The 21,172-nt window shown below is 40.4% G+C and carries 16 protein-coding genes; 12 read left to right on the top strand and 4 right to left on the bottom strand.

Annotation, left to right across the window (positions count from 1 at the left end):
* The first annotated feature begins 202 nt into the window (after positions 1-202).
* From Q4600_RS00430 to Q4600_RS00375, 12 genes are all read left to right on the top strand, one after another.
* Positions 203-682, top strand: coding sequence for a type VI secretion system tube protein Hcp (locus Q4600_RS00430; protein ID WP_102527844.1), 480 nt, complete (start codon positions 203-205; stop codon positions 680-682).
* Between the two features lie 71 nt (positions 683-753).
* Entirely contained in the window at positions 754-2,634 is a 1,881-nt protein-coding gene (locus Q4600_RS00425) for a type VI secretion system Vgr family protein (protein WP_303512774.1), read from the top strand.
* Positions 2,635-2,636: 2 nt separating this feature from the next.
* Positions 2,637-2,990 carry a hypothetical protein gene (locus Q4600_RS00420; protein WP_303512776.1) on the top strand — a complete coding sequence of 118 codons (354 nt, stop codon included), beginning with the start codon at positions 2,637-2,639 and terminating at the stop codon, positions 2,988-2,990.
* A 77-nt stretch (positions 2,991-3,067) separates the two neighbouring features.
* The gene (locus Q4600_RS00415; protein ID WP_102527847.1) at positions 3,068-3,358 is read left to right on the top strand and encodes a PAAR domain-containing protein; all 291 of its coding nucleotides are present in this window, start codon (positions 3,068-3,070) and stop codon (positions 3,356-3,358) included.
* An 18-nt stretch (positions 3,359-3,376) separates the two neighbouring features.
* Positions 3,377-4,546, top strand: coding sequence for a hypothetical protein (locus Q4600_RS00410; RefSeq protein ID WP_102531003.1), 1,170 nt, complete (start codon positions 3,377-3,379; stop codon positions 4,544-4,546).
* Positions 4,543-5,481: a hypothetical protein gene (locus Q4600_RS00405; protein WP_102531004.1), complete on the top strand. Its 939-nt coding sequence runs from the start codon at positions 4,543-4,545 to the stop codon at positions 5,479-5,481. Before Q4600_RS00410 ends, Q4600_RS00405 begins: the two co-directional genes overlap by 4 nt.
* Positions 5,482-5,493: 12 nt before the next feature.
* Positions 5,494-10,500, top strand: coding sequence for an RHS repeat-associated core domain-containing protein (locus tag Q4600_RS00400; RefSeq protein WP_303512780.1), 5,007 nt, complete (start codon positions 5,494-5,496; stop codon positions 10,498-10,500).
* Entirely contained in the window at positions 10,500-11,354 is an 855-nt protein-coding gene (locus Q4600_RS00395; RefSeq protein ID WP_303524340.1) for an immunity 49 family protein, read from the top strand. Before Q4600_RS00400 ends, Q4600_RS00395 begins: the two co-directional genes overlap by 1 nt.
* Before the next feature lie 95 nt (positions 11,355-11,449).
* Positions 11,450-11,941, top strand: coding sequence for a DUF6795 domain-containing protein (locus Q4600_RS00390; RefSeq protein ID WP_303512784.1), 492 nt, complete (start codon positions 11,450-11,452; stop codon positions 11,939-11,941).
* A 23-nt stretch (positions 11,942-11,964) separates the two neighbouring features.
* Positions 11,965-13,122 (top strand): lipase family protein, encoded by a 1,158-nt coding sequence (locus Q4600_RS00385; protein WP_303512787.1) that lies wholly within the window; start codon positions 11,965-11,967, stop codon positions 13,120-13,122.
* 252 nt (positions 13,123-13,374) lie between these two features.
* Complete coding sequence (locus Q4600_RS00380) at positions 13,375-13,818, top strand: hypothetical protein (protein ID WP_303512790.1); 444 nt, start codon at positions 13,375-13,377, stop codon at positions 13,816-13,818.
* A 461-nt stretch (positions 13,819-14,279) separates the two neighbouring features.
* Positions 14,280-14,954 (top strand): 2OG-Fe(II) oxygenase, encoded by a 675-nt coding sequence (locus Q4600_RS00375; protein ID WP_303512793.1) that lies wholly within the window; start codon positions 14,280-14,282, stop codon positions 14,952-14,954.
* Positions 14,955-15,206: 252 nt separating this feature from the next.
* Here the strand turns inward: Q4600_RS00375 and Q4600_RS00370 are convergent, their stop codons facing one another.
* The 4 genes from Q4600_RS00370 to pfaD all read right to left on the bottom strand — a co-directional run bounded on the left by Q4600_RS00370 (position 15,207) and on the right by pfaD (position 21,170).
* Positions 15,207-16,688, bottom strand: a complete 1,482-nt coding sequence (locus Q4600_RS00370) for a CotH kinase family protein (protein WP_303512795.1) — start codon at positions 16,686-16,688, stop codon at positions 15,207-15,209.
* Between the two features lie 333 nt (positions 16,689-17,021).
* Positions 17,022-18,599, bottom strand: a complete 1,578-nt coding sequence (locus tag Q4600_RS00365) for a PAS domain-containing methyl-accepting chemotaxis protein (RefSeq protein WP_303512798.1) — start codon at positions 18,597-18,599, stop codon at positions 17,022-17,024.
* Positions 18,600-19,092: 493 nt separating this feature from the next.
* Positions 19,093-19,350 carry a hypothetical protein gene (locus Q4600_RS00360; protein WP_153913414.1) on the bottom strand — a complete coding sequence of 86 codons (258 nt, stop codon included), beginning with the start codon at positions 19,348-19,350 and terminating at the stop codon, positions 19,093-19,095.
* A 191-nt stretch (positions 19,351-19,541) separates the two neighbouring features.
* Complete coding sequence (gene pfaD / locus Q4600_RS00355) at positions 19,542-21,170, bottom strand: eicosapentaenoate synthase subunit PfaD (RefSeq protein ID WP_303512803.1); 1,629 nt, start codon at positions 21,168-21,170, stop codon at positions 19,542-19,544.
* Positions 21,171-21,172 lie beyond the last annotated feature (2 nt).

Genomic DNA, 21,172 nt, shown 5'->3' with positions numbered 1-21,172 from the left:
ATTACATTGAAAGTATTGTTGATAATAAAAAGGTCTTTGATATAATCTCGTTGCTTTAAAACGCGAGTTTAATTTTAGATGTGCCACATTAATAACTTTGGCATGTCTGAATGCATTTTTAATAAATTGAATTAAGTTTATATTTAAACTTATATAAACCTATCCACTAATGGATGATATTTACGCAAAAGGAGCATTAATAATGCAAGCGAATACATATTTAGATTACGAAGGTATTAAAGGCGAAACAACTGCTGCAGAATTCAAAGACATGATCACTGTCTTATCTGTAGATTGGAATGTAAGCCGTGAGATTTCTTCTTTCACTGGTACTGCTAAAGATCGTGAAGCAAGTTCAACTCGTTTAGGTGACGTTACAATCACTAAACTTCAAGATAATGCTTCAACAGATATCTTTAAAGAAGCAACAATCGGTAAAGGTAAAAAAGCTGTTTTCCATATCACCAAACAAGGTGACAAAATCGAAGAAATCATGCAGATCGAATTAACTGATGCAATGATTTCAAGCTACAGCGTGTCAATTCAAGGTGACCGCCCTGTTGAAACTATCACTATCAGCTACACAGAGATGATGATGGCAGTTACACCTACAGATGACAAAAACAACATCACTGCAGCGCTACGTTATGGCTACAGCGGTGTTAAAGGTCAACAAATGTAATCCATTTGTGATCTTGTATCTTGGAGGAGAAATTCCTCCAAGATCTTTACCTAAAAAGACTGAGGCAAGGAATGCTAAAGGCTACGCAAAAAAACAATATCATTAGTATTACGACTCCATTAGGTAAAGATACGCTCTACCTAACACATTTTACTGCCTCTGAAGCGATTTCCCAGCTGTTCTCAATTAGTGTTTCAATGTTTACTATTGGTACTCAAATCAAACTTGAGAGCTTAGTCGGCAAAAATGTTTGTATCTCATTGAGAAATGCCGAAAGCGATGGTGCAGCTAGATACTTCCATGGCGTAATAAGCCATATTGAATCTGCTGGAATGCGAACCGCTGCTGCAGATGTTGCACAAGACTATATTGATTATCAAGCGGTTATCGTTCCTCGAGCTGCGTTAATGAAGCAGCGAACTAACTGCCGAATTTTTCAAAATCAGTCTGTTATCGATATTCTTACTGACATATTTGGTCAACATGCCGTCAGTTTTCAAAATAAGACAACCCGTACTTATCCCAAATACGAATATTGTGTTCAATACCTTGAGTCAGATCTTGATTTTGTGACACGTTTATTACAGCAAGAGGGTATTTTTTACTTTTTCGACCACAGTATAGGCGATCATAAGTTAGTCCTTGCTGATGACATCACTGCTTATAACGCCTGCGATGAAGCGCAGGTTCGTTGTTTTTCAGGCCATCTAGCCGAGTCACATGTTTCTCACTGGCAAGGTGGTATGAGCATGGTAAGCGGCGGATTTGCTCAAAAGGGATATGATTATACTCAACCTAAAAAATTCCCGTCTGGCAGCAATACTAAAAACGATTTGCCGGAGCAAAAAAATCTAGAAGTATTTGATTACCTTGGTGAGTCTGAACTAAATAGTCGCTCCCAACCATTAGCAGATAATCATTTAGAAGCTTTTCAAAAAGATATGAATAAATGCAGTGGTCAAAGCGATTGCCGCAGCTTTACTGTAGGTAAGTTTTTTACCTTTAAAGATCATGAGAATAGCAGTTTTAAAGGTAAGACTTTTCTTGTGAGCGCTTTAAGAACATCAGCGACACAGCCTAATCAATCGGGTGCGAGTCAATCAGGTAGTCATGCTGTCTATCACAATGATTTTGAATGTGTTCCCAATTCAACACCTTACCGTAGTTCTCTATTGATGCAAAAGCCGTTAATCAACGGCGTTCAAACCGCTGTTGTGACCGGCGAACCTGGTGATGAACAGCATATTGATAAGTTTGGCCGAGTTAAGGTGCAATTTCATTGGGATAGAGAAGGCGAGTTTAATTCAAAAAGTTCATGTTGGATCCGTGTCGCACAAAGCTGGGCTGGCAATAAGTGGGGAGCCTTTTTCTTTCCACGAGTTGGCCAAGAAGTGTTGGTTGAATTCATTAATGGCGACCCAGACCAGCCTATTATCAGTGGTGCTGTCTACAATGCTGATTTGATGCCTCCATATGCTTTGCCTGCTAAAAAAACGCAATCGGGAATTAAGTCACATAGCACAAAAGAAGGCGGCGCTGACAACTTCAATGAGTTGCGTTTTGATGATGAAAAAGGCAAGGAGTTGCTATTTTTTCAGGCCGAAAAAGATCATCATTTAAATGTTAAAAATGACCAAAAAGATAAAGTTGGCAATGACAGGTTTACCGAAGTCGTCAATAACGATAATGAAAAAGTAGGCAACGATAGCAAGCTAGAAATTGGCAATGATAGAAAGCAGGATATTGGCAATAACGAGACCGTTAAAGTTGGCAAAGTGCTTAATATTGAAGCGGGTAATGAAATTGTGATTAAAACGGGTGGCGCCAGTATCAAAATGAGCAGTGACGGTTCGATTTCAATAGAAGGCACCAATATTAAAATCAAAGGCACAGACGTTAAAGTAAATGGGGCGAGTATTGCCCTCAAAGCCGCTCAAATTAAGCTGAATTAGTTATGACCTCGACATCATATGCTGGCGTAGGTCAATTAGGCGCATTTTGCCGAGGGCACGAAATTGTTTGTCGATTTGGCTATCGTTATTTGATTTGTAAACCTATTGATAAGCCAATGGACCCGCTGCTAAATCAGCCAGAAATAGCATTGTCAGCATCCAGCCTTTTTGGTGAGCAATTCTTGAAAAGTCGTCATACTTGGAATAATCAAACTGATATTCTGCAGCGTATTTATCAATACTTAAACGCTGAGGAATTTAGCAGTAGTCAGATAACAGAAGCTGAGATGATTACGGCAATAGCCAATGCAATCGAAAGAAAGCAATTATTGGTAATTCTAATCGATTCAGATTAACCCAGATTATCTGAACTGCCAGTTTTAAATGTTTATAGCCCCAATGCTATTTGCGCTAACAAATAAAGGAATATTTGATGGGAATGCCAGCTGCGACATTATCTTGTATGCATGTTTGCCCGAAGACCAATCCAGGCCCTGTACCTCATGTTGGCGGGCCAATTATCATGGGTTCAGGCAATGTGTTAATAGGTTCTATGCCTGCAGCGCGCAAAGGTGACAAGCTTATTTGTGTTGGGCCACCTGACACTATCAATGCCGGCTCAAGTTCAGTACTCATCAATGGAAAACCAGCGGCTCGCTTAGGCGATGGCACTGCGCATGGTGGGAAGATCATTGTAGGTAACCCTACCGTGCTGATTGGTTAAACGACAAGGAATGTATTGATGAGTTTGCATGAGCGATTTGATTTTTTATTAGCGCAGCGACAAGTGATAATGTCGTCTTTTGAGTGTGCGCCTAAAAATCTTATAGATAATACTCAAGCATTATTTATCAGTTATAAAGCGTTAAATGAAGGTGCTGCTCTTAGCCAAAGTGATAGCCAGAATGTTTGTCAGAATGATAGCCAAAGCCTGTTACTTAAAGCTAAAAATGTCACTGAACTCGTAAGCGCACTTGAATCTGAAGAGGATTATGACGTTCAAAACCAGTTGGTCATCATTCAGTTATTTTTAAGATTACATTGTCAGCAAAATTCACAGCAGCAATGTTTATTATTTCAACGACTATTTGATAGCAGCGTAATCAATTCTGCACAGAGCTTTCCCAATCTTGCACTTCTTGCTAGCCAGTATTTAATTCATCCATTGGTATTGAGTAGCGATGGGAAAACAGCCGCACAAATTCATCAATACTTATTGCTTTGTATTTTTCAAGGGCAAAGACTTAACCGCAAACAAGCAAGTGAACGACTAACTACGTCAATGACACCAGTAACGCCAGTGACAACACTGTATGTTGAGTTGCTGATGGAAGTTAAAAAAGCGCCATTAAAGATCTACGAAAATGTTATTGAATTAGAAATGGTAGACAGTATTTTATTTGATTTTTATATCGCCTCCTTAGATGAAGAACAACTCACTTTGATACTCAATGTTATGAGCCAAGACGATACATTAAGGGCTAAAGTGATTGAGGTTATGGGGTATTCTGGTTTTATTAAGTTTGTGCCTTTTTTAGCGAAAGCGATGCAACAACCCTCGCAAACAATGGCAGCGTTTAATGCACTCAAAATCATTTTAGGTCCCTTGCTTGAACAAGCAATTTCTCTTCAGTGGCAATCTGAAAGCGATTTGGGTAAACGTGGTGAATATTTACAGTTTTACAGTGCGAAGTTGCTTGACCGTTGGCCAGCTATCGCACTTAACTATAATCAAAATAACACTATCAGCCGAATGCTAAATGGCGTTGAAGTGAATGAGAGTTCTATCGAATTCTTGCTGACACAAACAAGTCCGGTTCATCAAAAAATAGCGCAACTTCACCAGTATCGTTTGCACGGCACTATTTCAAATGCAATTGCCAGCACAGCAGATAGCAAGTTGGCATCATGATTATAGATGTCCAACATACCCGTCTTAGTATTGGTGATAATACCGACACTGAACGATTGATTAACTTACCTTTTAGTGAGCCGTTAGAATTCTCATATCAGCAGAACTCACAAAATGTTGTCGCAGTCATGGCGGCGAATTTATCTACTGAACGCAAAATTGATCGCTTAGTAGACTTGCTATTTAAGTTAAATTTACAAAATGACACTGTATGGAAAACATACCAGGGCAAGCCTGTTTTTTGGTTGCTGCCAAACCTTTCTGCCAATGAATTACAACACTGGGTGAGTGTGCTTCACCAACATTTACCACATTGTTTTGAACATCCACTCACTCGGATTTTTCCTAATGGAAGCGCTTCGTTAATGTTTGCCTTTAAGGCACTAGAAGCGATGTCATTTGATTCACAAAGTGTGGTGTTAATTTCTGTTGATAGCTTATTTTTTGACTTAGCAGAGTTGTTAGCGACAGAAAATCTGATTACCGAGGAACAAGGATCTGGCAGTCGTCCAGCAGAAGCCGCAATGGTGGCAAACTTAAGGGTTAATACCACTGGTTTAAGCATTGACCTATTAAGTCAAAATAACTGCAGTTTAGTGCAGCAAACTCAAACTATTCAAAGCCTTTTTCAGCAGGCAAATAAAGCGTGCGAGCCAGAGCTTTTTAATCAATTGTATTTACCCGGTGCTAATCAAACAGTGACCGATAATTGGCTAAATGCATATGAACAGCTTGCAGGTAGAATTGATTCAGATAGTGACATTTCACAGACAACAAATTTCACAGGAGACATTGGTTGTGTCTCTGGTTTATATAATTTTGTGCATCTTTTTAACCGCTATGAACAACAGACTGTAACAGGGAAAAGTTTACAGCTTGAAGTGTCTCAAACGCTGCATTTAGGATTAGCAACATACTCATGGATAGAGGCATAAACAAGCATGACAATGAGTAACTTTCGCTTTAATGGCCAAAATCGGCATATTGTAGTAGCGCTAACAAGCGCGTCTACGCCAGCGGGTTTCCAACTATTAACCTTTGATAAAGCAAATCAGTTAACAGACGTTATCAATGAGATATCACCTCATTTAGTTCGAGATCGTAACGCGTTGATTTATGGTCGTGATTTAGTTTTACAAGCAGGATTATCTGCCACGCTACAGCCACGTAATATTGTAAAAAACCTGACAGAAGCAATCGAGCGTTCATTGCTCAGAGTGTATGTTGAGGTGCCTAAACCGCAAATTCAATACTCGACAGAAACAGCCACGCCAGGCGTAAGTTCAAGTGCTAAAAAAACGCCAAAATCGAATAACGGCAAGAAAGCTAGCTCAGCAGCGTCAGCCGGATCTGTAACCAATAATACCTCAACAGAAGTGGCTATTGATAAGCAAGAGTGCCGTAGCGATCCTGTTTCCATGTTAAGTGGCGAAGAGATATTACCGCTGGTTGATTTCGAAATCAGTGGCCTATTACCCCTAACGTGGCGACGTTTATATCGCTCTAGTAAAATCGATTCCAATATCGGACTAGGCTTCGGTTGGCGACATAATTTCAGTGTCCAATTAACTCATCAATATAAAGAAGCGCCTAAAATTGGCCCTAAAAAACCAGCAAAGCAATGGTATGAATTAACAGATGAAGAAGGGCGGGTACATGTGTTTGACTGCGTTAAACGTGGTCAAACAAGCATTCAAACTTCGACAGGTTGGTCGTTAGTCCATCAAGCGGATGGTCGACAGGTACTGATTAAACCTGACGAGAGCCATTGGGCGTTCAAGCTTTATGAAATCGAAGGCAAAACGGTATGGTTACTTGAAACCATCAGTAACCATCAAGGTCAATATTTTGAACTGTACTATGACAAAAAAGGCCGCTTAGCTCAGATTACTACAGGGCCTAAACGTGGGGTGTTATTACATTACAACGCCCAAAATAATTTGTTACGGGTGTCATCATATGTGCTGAATGACAAAGGTAATCGAGAAGTTCATCCATCATTATTAGCCAGTTATCAATATGATGATGCTGAAGCGTTAATAGCGGCAACAGATATCAATGGCCTTGTAGAAAGGTACAGTTATGTCGACGCAGCTAAACCTAAAACACAAGCTGAGCCACACAAACATCCCCTAGGGCCCAAATCATCGACTTATCTGCTAAAACGCAGAACTCGGGCATCGGGTTATAGTCATCACTTTGCATGGGATAGCCATGATGCCAGCGCTAAATGTATCGAGCAATGGGGTGACAATGACACCTATCATTACCACTTTGCCTATGAGCAACAATCAAGCGGAATGCGCAGCAGCTGTGTTGATTCTTTGGGAAACAAAGAAGAGTTTGTTCATAATGCTCAAGGTTTATTAACTGAGTATCATAATGCCAATGGGCATATTACTCGACATCAGTATGATGCAGCGGGTCGTAAAGTTGCCACGATTGATGCTAATCATAATCAAACCCAATACCTGTATAACTCTTTAGGTCAAATTGACTCGATAGTTCAACCTGATGGGGGCGTCACAAGTTTTGAATACAACCGTTTAGGGCAACGTATTCTCACTCAAGATCCTATGGGTCGAAAGTTATCAAAGCAATTCGATGCAACAGGTCGGATTTTGTCTGAAATTAATTTTGATGGTCGTCAGCGCCAGTATCAATACAATGATTTTGGTCAAGTCACGCAAAAAATTGAGTTTGATGGTGTGACGCATAAATATTTATGGGATCGTGATGGCGAATTACTCGCAACGCAAGTAGGGGAGTCACTCACTCGATATAGCCACGACCGTTTGGGTCGAGTCAATGCAGTTATCGATCCACAAGGGCTAGTCACCGAATTTATTCGAGATGACAAAGGCCAAGTTGTTCAGCAAAAATCTTATCCTCAATCAGCGCCTGAAGAGTCGGTTAATAAATACTTTCAGTTTGATGATGCGGGGAGGCTGACTTGTCACTCACAAGATGTCAGTCAACTTGATACAAACTCAGATGAGATTGCGAGCACCAATACAAATGCGCTAGATAATAAATCAAATGAATTATCGTTAAATCACACCATGCTCAGTTATCAGGGGTTATCACAGCCTAGTGAACAAACCTTTGCTGATGGTAGCTGGCTTAAGTTTCATTATGACAAAGAGCGTAACCTTAAACGCATCGCCCGCAGTGATGGTGCTGAATACGCCATTGATTATACGCCGACAGAGCAACCTAAAAAGTTAGTCGGTTTTGATGGGCGCGAGCAGCAATATCAATACGATGCTAATGATAAACTGATTGCCGTGAATGACAGTGATACTCGCTTTATTGAGCTAAGCCGTGATGCCATGGGGCGGATTGTTAAGCAAAGCAGTCATGTCAAAATAGAAGCGAATGCACTATCACCACTATTAAATACCCAAAACTTTTATCAATATGACAAGTTAGGCCAAATCACCCGTGCTCATAATCAGCATCGTACAGTTGAGCAGAAATATGATGTTCAAGGCCGTTTAGCCACATCAACTCAGGGCAGCTGGCAGCTTGAGTATCAATATAATGATAAAGGTCAGCGCACGCATCTTGTGTTGCCCGATGGTAGTAATATTGGCTATCAATACAATACCAATGGCCAACTAACAGATATTAGTTTGCAAACGGCTGTAGATGGAACACAAACGGCTGTAGATGCAGCAGTAGCAAGGTCTGATAAACAAACATTAAATACACTTGTTAGTTATCAATATCTATCCTCGGGGCTTTTACATAAAAGCCAACAATCAAATCAACTTGAGTTAGTTCAAGAGTTTGATGCATTCTCACGATTAAGCGCGCAAACATGGTCCAATCAATGTGACGCCGCCACGTTTGAATACCGTCAATACCAATACGATAAGCAAGACCAGTTAAATCAATTATCAACTGAGTTAGCAGCCCAGCAGCCAAGGGTTAAGCAATTTACCTATAACCGTATCAGCCAGCTAGTTAAAGATGTCACAGCTTGTATGGGGGAATCATTCACTGCAGTGCATAGCGCTGAGCATGAAATTAACGCCTTTGACAAAAACAGTTTTGATAACAAAATCCTTGATAACAACAGCTTTGATGACAAAGAACAAATCGCCAGGCAGCGTGATGGGAATCCGTCAGATTCTGGCATTCACCAATATCAGTGGGATGCCTTCGGTAATCCGCGAACGGCTATCAGCACTCATGCTGATAACAGTGTTGTCTATAATGATACCGATAAAAATTCGACTGAAAATAGCCCAGCAGAGCAAACTATAAATAAACCATTTGATGAGGTTATTGTTAAACATGACCGTCTGTTAAGCATGGCGGGTATAGATTACCGTTACGATGCTAGCGGCAATCAAATTAACCAATTAGCTAAAGGTGATAAACAGCAGCGCAGCTTTAATGGCTTAAACCAACTGGTGCATATTAATGTTAATGGCCGGCTGGCCCAATATGAATATGATGCACTAGGTCGGCGCAGCGCCAAAATCACCGAACAAGGCCGCACCGATTTTATTTGGGATAATAACCAGTTAATAGGTGAATGCAACAAAGGTGAATACACCTGGTACATCTATCAACCAGAGACTTTTTTACCCGTAGCATTAGTCAAACATGGCCAAATCTATCACTACCATTTAGACCAACTCGGTACACCGATTTGCTTAACCGATGTTAATGCGCAAACCGTATGGCGCAATCAGCTCGATGTATTTGGTCATGCTGACTCAACAGCTATTGAAAATAGTGCTGAGGTGGCTAATCACATTGATAACCCACTGCGCTTTCAAGGCCAGTACTTTGATGAAGAGTCAGGCCTACATTACAACCGCTTTAGATACTACAGTCCTGAGCAAGCACGGTTTATTCATCAAGACCCTATTGGTTTAGTGGGCGGTATCAACCATTACCAATATGCGCCTAATCATGTGAACTGGGTGGATCCGTTTGGATTATTGTGTAAAGAAGGAGAGGAAAAATTAGAAAGAATGCTTGGGACTCTAGTAAACGATACAGGTATTGATACAGCAACAAAAGATAAGATACTGCAAGCAGCCATTACCAGTGCCGCCTTGGCAGGTGACCCTAATGCTTATGTCAAATATACGAAACCTGGTGGTAAGAACAAGTTAGATTATCAATATGATATTACCGGTTTAGATGAAGACGCGGGCACGATTACTATTTCAAAAGAGATTGAAGGGGCAAACAGTGTTAGAGAAGTTACTTTAACCGTTGAAGAGTTTGCCGGTGGTCATCTTGTTGACGGAAAATTGGTTAATGAAGATTGGGCGAAAAAAGGCTCCTTTGTACAAGAAAAAGATATTCCGCTTAATAAAGCGAAAAAGAAAGATGAAACTCAAACTTATAAACTGACTGACAAGCAGCAAAAAGAATTAGAGGAATGTTGTCAGCAACGTGACGCAGAAATGACTAAACGTGATGAGTTTGACCGCGGTACGCCAGAATATAATAAGCAGATCCCCCCAATTAATCATCAATCAGCTAAAATTGGCGAAAAAGCCGCTGATATGGCAGTTAAAGACAAATACCCGGGCTTTGAACGTATTCACCCAGACGATTTAGATAATTCGTCTTCAGTGTCGGGAAATTTTGATATGGTTTATCAAAATGCTAACGGTGATGTCATTATTGTTGAAGCCAAAGGGGGCAAAAGCCCATTGGGTAAAAAGAAAATTGATGATGAATATCATCAGCAAGGCACGACTAAATATGCGCAGGCGATTACAGCTAGTATGGAAGGTAACAAGAACGCGAATGCTGTCACCGACAGAAAAGCGGCTGTAGCAATTAAAGAAGCGGCGGAAGATGGTAGTAAAGTTCAGTATTTACATATTGAAACACCAATTACTAAAACCGCAGCTGGCAGCACAGTCAATGACGTTAGCATATCTGAATTTGATATCGATACCACTCAATTAGTAGGTTAATGATGAAAGTAGAAAGAAAATACGATCCAGAGTTTTCGACATGTGTCCCTTTATTGGAATGGCTAGAGGCGCCGAGAAGAAGAATTAAAAAAATACCAGTTAATATCGTTAAAAGTCGTGATAATTTGATTCGATTTTCCGATACCCAAATCAACCTCGCCCGTTGGCTCACTTGGGAGCAGCAAACACCCGGAATAGCCAAAGAGTCAAGCTCAGCATTGGTACATGCGGCTAAAATGTTAGCGGCTTTTCATCAAATAGCGCAGCAACCCGAGCTTAAACATACCATTAGCATTGCTGAATTACCGGCGGTGACCTGGTCGGGCGAGGGCATATTGGCATCAGGATTAATTAATTCGGCAGACTGGTGCGAGGCATACTTTTGCGCAGTGATAACACGCGATGAAGCCAGTATGGATACTTTAGCGAATTTCCCCGTGGCCTTAATAAAGCAAAGTGGTACCAAAGCTGGCCCAGTATCTTATTTGCTTGTTGAAGTGTTTCAAGCATACCACCACAAAAAAGATAATTTCCCGAGCTTATTGCAAGAAACTATGAGTGCAGCGGTGGCTCAAAATGATGATTGGGCATTAGGTATCGCAATGGGCTACTTAGAAACATTCGCAGCGCTAACCACCGACATTGGTTTCGACTTTAATGAAGTACTGGCGAAAAACCTTGTGCATCAAGAAAAGTATAGGATGAATGCCGCGGATAAAGACGTAGTGCCAGTTGCTTCTTTTTTACCAATAGAGCTTTTAGGTATGGCGTGCATGTGGCATGACAAAGGCAACACCGTGACGGTTGAATCCGACTCATTGCCGCGATTTTTAATTGAAGGGACTTACCTTTAAGTGTGCATCTTAGATCATTGGTTGTTCTATTTCGTTGAACTAAGCCATACAAAATATTGCTATTTTTAGCAATGTTACTGTTTTTTGGGGGTGTAATGTTTGGTTTAATAAAAAGCTTTGATGTACATATGTGCTCAGAAGTGAAAGGCATTGTATTACTGGACGGGAATCCTGTAGTCGGTGCAGTTATTAATCGTAACTTAGAGTTTGCTTATAAAGTTGAAAAAGAAGATGTAACAGTAACTGATTCCGAAGGGCAATTTTATTTACCCGCTATAAATATCAAATCAAAAATCCCAGGTGATATGTTTTCGCATGAAACAACTTCTCAGTTTATAACTGTCACCTACGATGGGGAAACTTACGTACTCTGGAATTCCAGTTTAAGGGGCATTACAGAGCTCGTGGAGTATAAAAATAAGTTAGCAAGTTTAGACTGTGATTTATTATCTTCAAAAGTACACTTTTCTTTTCCTAATCTAACAAATCGAAATTTAGATTTTAGTGGCTCGGGAATTTGCCATTGGGAAACAGACTTTGAGATCTATGAAGTAGACGATGGAATCGATTACTTCGAAAATTTTTAAAACAATATATACAAAGGAATGTAATGAATATCTTATCTCCTAGCCTTGCTGTGGAACTAGCTGAATTTGCCTATAAAAGTTTAAGAAATAATAAAAGTGGCGCGCTAGATGCCAGCATGTTGATTAATAAGAACTTCGCTTTTAGCGCTAAAAATTCAAAGTTAGATGGTGTTAGCGGTACAGTTGCTGAGCATTTATTAAATCACGCCAGTGGCTTTGGTTTTTTTGGTTTAGGCAAAAATGAAGGTCAATTTGCAGGGGATATAGTCATTGCTTTTAGGGGTACTGCAGGGCTAGCTGATACTTTGACTGATTTGCATTGCGGAGTGACAGTTGGGCCAAACTATAAAGCTGTTCACGCAGGTTTTAATCGGACATTTGAGTCTATAAAACCTCAGCTAGCTTCTTTACTTAATAAAGCAGGTAACCGAGCAGTCCATTGTGTAGGGCATAGCCTCGGTGGTGCATTAGCAACCTTAGCTGCAAATTGGATTAAATCACAGTATAAAGTTCCTGTTAAGTTGTATACATTTGGTGCTCCGAGAGTAGGTTTTAACCCTTTTGCATTGCAAACAGAAACGAGACTAAATGGGATCTATCGAGCTGTGCATAGAAGCGATCCAGTTCCTATGGTACCAGTGTGGCCCTTTGTGCATGCTGGTAATGAATATCGCCTAAGCACTTGTGTTTCGTTTAATGCGTCTTCCCATAAGATGTTGGGTAATGCGCCTGGTTACATCGCCACCGCATCGAAGTATTCAGACTACAAACAAATGCAACTTGGTTCTATCCAAAATCTTGCGATTGTAAGATTAAAATATCAGGAAAGACATTTAGCCAGTTTCAATGCTCATTGGGCTGATAAAATAGGGGATGCGCTGCTTACCTTGCTTCGTGATAGTGGAAAAATTACCAGTATTCTAACTCAGGCAGCAGTAGGAAGTGCTCTAACTATATATGATGCATTAGCAAGAGGCCTTGTTGAAATCTCTCAAATGTCGTCTAGATATGCAGAGGATACAAAAGGGATTTTGGGTCATATTCTTAATTATGTTGGTAAACCAGGCGTAAAGATTGTCGATATGACATACCAATTAATCAAAGATATATTAGTATTGATGCTAAATAAGCTTAATACTGTTGTTAGTGCTGCTATTCCCGCTGTTTCAATGTATATGTAATCTGAACTACTGCTAAGCATCGCTCGGTGCTTAGTTTTTTTAATTTCTTTAATTTTAGTTTTGCAGTTGTAAAGGAATGACGTTACTGCATTTTATTTTAGCTAAGCTTTAACAACTTTAAGTTCAACTTGCTATTACTGATTAAGTAGAATTATGTTAAATATATAGAACATGACTTCTCTAACCTTCAAATTAACAGCAACACCCACAATTAACATTTCAAAAGTCATTGATAGCGGGAAGTGAAGCATAATGAAAAAATTAAATTTTATATTATTAAGCTTAATTTTCGTAGTCGACTCGGCCAACGCTGATAATATTTCTTCGTCAGAATTAACAGGCTTTATACAAGCGACAAACAGCGTTGATTACCTTGCTAAAGTAAAAGTGATTAAAGTAAAAGTCATCAGCCAAGATGATGATTTAGAAAAACAAGTTTACTTTGCTGAAGTTCTTGCTACATACAAAGGGGAGCTTAATCAAAACATAAGCTACGAGATGCATGTAGAACCAGGTGAAGATGTCATATTCAATTCTACGCCGGTTTATATCGCATTGTGTAAAAATAGTCATGGGGCATACTATTGGCCTGGCACGGGCTCTGAGTTTAGGTTATCAAAAGAAATTGATTCATGGTTAGCCGATAATAGTAAAATCATAAGCCAGAGCGACTCTGCTGCAGATTGGTGTAAATAATTTATTAACTCACAAGAATGTGAATATTTGGGCGTTGTGAAAAATTTTTAAGTCATAAATATATAAAGCGGCAGTTGTTATCACGACGCTGTCGTGAATATATCTAGATTTAACTCATCAAGTTTTGCTCATTTCAGCTGAAAACTTACCAACATTACTTAGCCTTCTTTCATCGATGATTTATATCAATTATTAGATTCTCGATACTTTCCTCCTTTAAACTCAAGATGATAATTAACTGTTTCTCAATATAAAAATATTACTTGATGTATACTCAAATGACTTAGCTGAATCGATAATACCGACTTTAATTAAGGATATTCAAACCCTTAAGTAGTTAGCGTTTTTAACTTAAGCGTTTGTACTCTGATATGCCAATGATGGCGGATTTGCTTGGTGAGCATTACTCTTTTTTGTTGTTTCTAGTTAAGAGGATATAAGTTTTACCGAAGGTATTAAAATTGGTTGCAGTTAATCATTTAGCGTCAGATGGCTCTAATAGCTCATATGACGAAACGCTTTTCTCACTGATAGCTCAAGATCTTGAACAAAAAGGTTACAGCATTCGCCTAGGTGCACTGCCTGAACCGCTGGCCCAATCATTACTTACCTATCAACTATCTATTGAGGCTGAAGCTTTCAAAAGTGCGGGTATCGGTCGCGGTGAAAAATACCTGCAGAATGAATTTGTGAGAACAGATGAAATCTGTTGGATTACAGAAGGCGCAACACCGGCTAATCAATGGCTTGATTGGACAGCGAGGTTACAAGATTATTTGAATCGGCGGTTATTTTTAGGGCTGTTTTCTTTCGAAAGCCATTTTGCTCATTATGGGCCTGGTGATTATTACAAACGCCATTGTGACGCCTTTAAAGGTGAAGCTAATCGGGTGCTTTCTGTTGTCGCTTATTTTAATTCAGGCTGGACCAGTGCTGATGGTGGTGAGTTAGTGCTCTATATGAATGAGCAAGATAAGCAAGGCCTCAAGATTGTGCCACTGTTAGGCTCTTTAGTTATTTTTTTAAGTGAAGAATTTCCCCATGAAGTGTTACCTGCTAAGCGAGACAGGCGCTCTATAGCAGGTTGGTTTAGGGTAAATACTTCTGTCGCTAATAAAGTTGATCCACCTTTGTAATTTGACTTAGTTACTAAGTCAAATTAAACCACAGTGTATCTACTGTGGTTTAGGGCGCTCTTGTTTAAGTTGCTCTTGTTTAAATTGCTTTGGTTTAAATTGCTTTGGTTTAAGTCACTCTTATTCAAGGCGCTTGTTTAAGTTGCGCTTGTTTTAGGCGATTAATTAGGTTTAACGCGACTTGGTTTTAAATGCGCTTTGGTGTTAATCCCTTTGCTATAAACTTAAATCAATGTTGATCTATTCTATCGTTTATTGATTATCCAAATATTGCTCAACGGCATCATTACGTTCTTCTACATGAGAAATTAATTCATCTATCGCTTGGTAAAATTCATTACTGTTGTTTAAGAATGAATACCCCGACCGCTCAGATGTCGCATAAGGTTCAATTAACGCTTGGTAGTCTTGATACTTTGCTTGTATTTGATTGGTTTCAAATGCAGTTTGTGACACTGAAAGCAGGTACTCGTTGTAACGATTTTTGTATTCCTCATCCGCATAAATATTGCCAATGAGTGGCCAATCTGCTGAATTTAAGTCAGAGAAGTCTAGCGCTAATGCGCCGCCCATTTTTCCATCTTGAAGAGTTTCGTTATGATCCCAAGGGATCCAAGTGAGTTGCGACGTTTCAGGGTTATTATATAAATAATAGTTGTGCGGCATAACGCCATAAGAGTCCCAGTTTTGAATAATGCCATTAACAGCTAAGTAGTTAAGATACGCATCAACATTAAATACAGCCTCTAAATTAGCCCGCCAAGTTTGTGGGTCGCTGGTGGCCGTATCATCGTGTAATGCACTGAATAATGCTTGGATATCAGACCAATCAGCATCATCTTCATTGGTTTTTTTCTCAAAGTTCTCTTCGTCAAAACTGCCATAAGCAAACGTGGCACCATCGTCTTCAGGCTTATAGAGGTTACCATCATCACTGCTAAATTGTGTGTCGAGAACTTCGCCGTCGACTTCTTCAACTAAGGTGTATAAACCAAAGTATTCAGGGCCGTCACCATGGTCAACATAGAGGGTATAAAATGCGGTGTGCGACACTGCAAGTCCTGCATCGTAGAACACATCAGCCGCGACTTTTTCACGCACGAAAGAAGGGTCGCTATAGTTGTTTTTAAGACTAAATTTTTTGAAACCATAAAAGCGTTGGTTATCAATTTGCGGATAGTCATCTTCGTACTCATCAAAATCCAACTTGAACGAGAGTTTTAAAATCCCTTGTTGCCAACTGGTTTGCAGTGAAGAATTTCCCTTGAACCTTATCCCAACTCGGTACCATTGAGTGTCGTTATAAAATACTTCGGCGGGAACAAATATTGGGTCTTCATCAGTATCTGTTAAGCCATTGTTTGACGTTGATTGACCAAAAGTGCCGTAAAGAGCTGTCATGTCATCTAGCATGCTTTGCCAGTTAGCTTCGGTGACGACAAAATCGAGGCGTTTTACTTGGGTATCGTCAAACACTTCGTCAAAATTAGGATCGACATCTTTGGTGTGTGTGGCTTCTGTCCAATCGGTTGCTTCGAAATCAGAATCGTAATCGATAACTGGGGTTACAGTCTCTTCAGGTACTGTGATGACTGTATCTTCACTGGTGCTGTCATCATCACTACTGCCACAACCTGTGAACAAAAGTAAGCTGCTCAACAGCATAATAGAAATAGATAAATATGGTTTGTTGTTTGGGGTATTAACGTCGAAAAAACGATCTAGTGTGGACATAATTCTCTCCTGTAATCGAGCCACTTGAAACCATTACCATTGGGTAAGATGACGAATGAATAGCTTAATTAAAGAGTGTGCAAAGAGTGAGCAGAAACTGAGGAGTTAGCATGGATTTAAGGTGTTAGATATTTGATGCAGGTGACTAAGGCTTGCTAAATGCGACTTTAAGCGATGACTTTATATGATGAGTGTAAGCGATACTTTTAAGTGTAATCGTGTAATCGTGAAATTTTAAGTGTGTGATTTTAAGGTGAGAACCGCAATAACAATATTCAAAATCATGTTATTGCGGTTTTCATATTTGGCTGTTTTTACTTATCCCGAGTAAGGTTACTTAGTCCGCTCAATAGTTTGCTTCCAAAATTGCTTTGAAAGGTGGCTGGTTTTATTGGCCAGCCGTCCCATTTGTTCACATTTGTTCTGCGTATCTTCGGTTTGGATTAGACTTTGGTTTGAAAGCTCATCAATTTGCTGAATCGATCGACTAATATCTTCCGCTACTAGAGTTTGCTGGCTCATTGCTGCTGCGTTGAGCGCTGCCATATCTTGAATGCGATTAATCGATGATAAAAGCTGGTCAAAAGCACCATCGGCTTCTTCTGCTAGTGATACAGAAATATCAACTTGGCGCTGACCTGCTTCCATTGCTTGGGTGGCTTTTTGAGTGCTTTGTTGGAAATTAGCCACGATATGTTCAATTTCTGCAGTGGATTCACTGGTGCGAATCGATAATTGTCTTACTTCATCGGCAACCACCGCAAAGCCCCTGCCGCTTTCTCCTGCCCTTGCTGCTTCAATCGCTGCATTGAGTGCAAGCAGGTTAGTTTGTTCTGCAATGCCTTTGATTTCGCTCAACACGCTAGCAATAGATTTACTGTCGCGCTCGATGGTGTTAACCACAGTTGAAAATTGAACCACTTCTTTTCTGAGCTCACCAATTGAGTTAACCACTTTCACCATGCTGTTATGGCCTAGGTTAGCAGCTTCCTGGCTAGTGGTAATTTCTTGGGCGGTACTGTGCGTATTGTCATTCACTTCTGCAAAGCTGGTGGTCATTTCTTCCATCGCCGTGGCAGCTTGGCTGGTTTGTTGGGTTTGCTCTTGCACTCGCTCGCGAGTCTGAATAATCGTGTCATTGAGTTGCTGGCTTTCTTCACTGATTGACGAGGCAGAATCAGCCATACGACCAACCACGCCACCCATTTCAGTAATTAAATAATTTAAAGCTAAATCAATTTTGCCTAACTCGTTTTGGTTTGATGAAAAAACACCACAAGCAATCGGATCATCAATTATTTGGGTCGCTTTGTTTTCAAGATTTTTTAATGGTCGGGTGAGGAAGTAAATCCCAATACCAGCAAGAATTGGAATTAAAATAGCAGCAACAAGCATTGGCATAACTAAGGGCGCGACAGCGGCGATTAACGAGATAAATACAGCCCATAAACACAGTGCACCAGTAAAACTAAATAGAGGAGGGCTGAGTTCTGCAGGTTGCTTACCGTCATTGAGTTGTTGATAGATTTTTTCCGCTGTAGCGATATGTTCACGGCTTGGTTTACGGCGAATAGATTGAAGTTCATGTAAGCGGCCATTTTCGTAAACGGGTGATATATAGGCGTTCACCCAGTAGAACTTACCAGTTTTGGTTTTATTTTTAACAATGCCACACCATGGTTTACCTTCTTTTACATTATCCCACAGGGACTTGAAGGCGGCTTTGGGCATATCAGGATGGCGAACAATATTATGGGGCTTTCCATGTAATTCGTCTGCACTGAATTCTGAAATATCGGCAAAAGCCTTATTGGCGTACTTTATATTTCCATTTAAGTCAGTGGTAGAAAGTAAAATACAATCATCAGTAAGGGGTTGTTCAATATTGTTGTTAGCCTTGTTATGACTCATAGAAATATAACCACATAAAAAAGAATGAGTTAGTTTGCCTTAGCTAATGTTATTTATTGTTGATTTAGGTCAAATATTTGTTAACGCATTATTTTTGTTAGCAAAAGTGCGACATAGTGCTGATTTGTTACAAAGCGCATATGACTGAACATTTATAACAGAGCACTTAAATAAGAGGGTTATTGGTATCGACGTATATTGAAGTCTTAAACTGAAACCTGCTTGTGACGCAGAGACATTCCAGATTGAAACTTTACATACTCGCCATTGGAGGAGGTAACAGGGGTTTACTCCTAATTTTGTTAGCAGTTTCAAGCTTCAATGCAAGCTGATGTCTTGCTTTGTAACCCACTCATTAATATTTCAGCTAGGTAAAGTCTTGTGCCTTTTTACATGACGACAGTTGATAAACTGGCATTTGGCTAAGATTCTAAGCATACAAAAAAAGCACCCTAAGGTGCTTTTATAATATGGTCATATGACATCGCTGGTCTTACTTCATCAACGCAACGGCTTCCATATCCAGTTCAATATCGGTACAACCTTTGGCGCAATATATACCAGGGGCTTTTTCACTTGCTTTCGCTTTAGCTGAGTTAGGCGGGAGTTGCAGTGTCAGTGGTTTATTGCACTCACTACACTGGGCGCTATTGCCTTTTAGCATGCGTTTTATCAGATTTTTTTGCTGATTAAATGACTCAAGCGTAGTGCCATTGACCGCTGAAAAATCTAATTTTTGTGTTTCACTCATACTGATACCTAATTCGCTTTACTGTTCTAATCATCTGCCTATTCCTTGACTATTTATTCCTAGATAAAGGGTATAGGCTGATAACGCAATTTGTTGTTTGATACATGACTTATCGCTAACTTACCGTTAACTTGCTATAAACTGATAACTGGCTCATATTGTAAAACAACAGCTGCGGATTAGCAGTCAGGTTATTTTACCTGATCAAGCGGGCTCCAACGTTGTAGTTCAACCGGAAGCGGTACGCCTTGAGCAGTCAATAAGTTAACGCGAGCTTGGTACGCTGCGCCGTGCATCAAGTGTTTGGCTAAGTCTACCGCATTTCGCTGGGTATAATCATCTAAATAGCTGCCTTTTGCCCATTCATTGAACGCGCCAAGTGCAGGGCCTGCCCAAATTTGGTAATCCATTTCACGACCAACTTCGCCAGAGTTTGACCAACGGCTTGAAAGACCTAAATACCAACGGAAGATAAGTGCCATTTTACGTTTCGGGTTTCCTTCAGCACGCTCGATTTGCTTAGGGTCGCGCTCGTTAAAGTGGGCTACTGTGCCTGCCCAAATCTCATCGAGGGTTGAACGGAAGACTTGTTTTTCAAGTTTTTCACGCTCTTCAGCTGGTATGGCTTCAATGGACTCATAACGGGTGTAAATTTCATAAAGCTTGTTTGCGCGCATTGGGAACAATGTGCCGCGTTTAACCACTTGCAGTTTTACGCCCATTTCAAACATGTCAGCTGCTGGCGCCATGGTCACATCAGCCATTTCTGTTGTTGCAAGCAGTTTACGAGTGTGTTCACTGGATCCAGCTTCAACACAAGCTTGGTTAATTGAACCTGTAACGATGTACGCAGCGCCCATGTTAAAGGTAGCGAGTGCTGCATCAGGGGTGCCGACACCACCGCCGCAACCTACGCGAATAGGTGTTTTGTACTGATACTCAGCTTGCACTTTATCTTTAAGCGCTAAAATAGTTGGCAATAATGTCACTAACGGACGGTTATCTGTGTGACCGCCTGAATCTGCTTCAGCGGTTACGTCATCAGCCATTGGGACTAATTGTGCAAGCTCCATTTGCTCTGGCGTAATTAAGCCTTCATCAACCAGTTTTTGCAGCATTTTAGCTGGGGCAGGTTGCATAAACTTAATAGCAACCTCGGTGCGGCTCACTTTAGCGATAACCTTGTTGGCGATAACGACTTCGCCTTGACTATCACGGCTTAAACCCGCTGCGCGATAATACACAATTTGTGGGGTTAGCCCTAAAAATGCTGATGCTTCAACGGTGCGCACTTTATGTTTTAAAAATAGTTCAACACTGCCACGCTCAAGCGCTGGTTCGCTTGGGCTATGGATTAAGTTAAACATGTATGGGCCATTTGGTAGCGCAGTTTGAATACGGTTAATTGCTTGCTCTACACGAGAAGGAATTAATCCTGCTGCGCCAAACGAGCATAAGATGCCAGCTTGACCTAACGCAATCACTAACTCTTCTGATGAAATGCCATTTGCCATCGCGCCAGCGTAGTATGCGTATTTAACCCCATGCACACGGCGGAAATTACTGTCGCCTAAACTTTGTGTTCCTAATGCAGGGGCAAATGCACTGACGGGTAAATCTTGTTGACTGTTGATACTTTCAGTCATCACTTGGGCATGTTGTGAAACACCCAAGCCCTTTTCAGGGTGATTAATCAGGTAACAAGCTTGAGTCAGTTCTTTTAATTTTTTACCGATAGTGGCAGTGTCAAAGCTGGCATCACTTGGGGCAACTTGCCAAGGCCATGGAGATAGCTTTTCGTTTTGAGTGCTTATAGTCATTA

Source organism: Shewanella sp. 2_MG-2023 (assembly GCF_030548905.1).
Classification (GTDB): domain Bacteria; phylum Pseudomonadota; class Gammaproteobacteria; order Enterobacterales; family Shewanellaceae; genus Shewanella; species Shewanella electrodiphila.
This window is presented reverse-complemented; position numbering and strand designations above follow the sequence as displayed.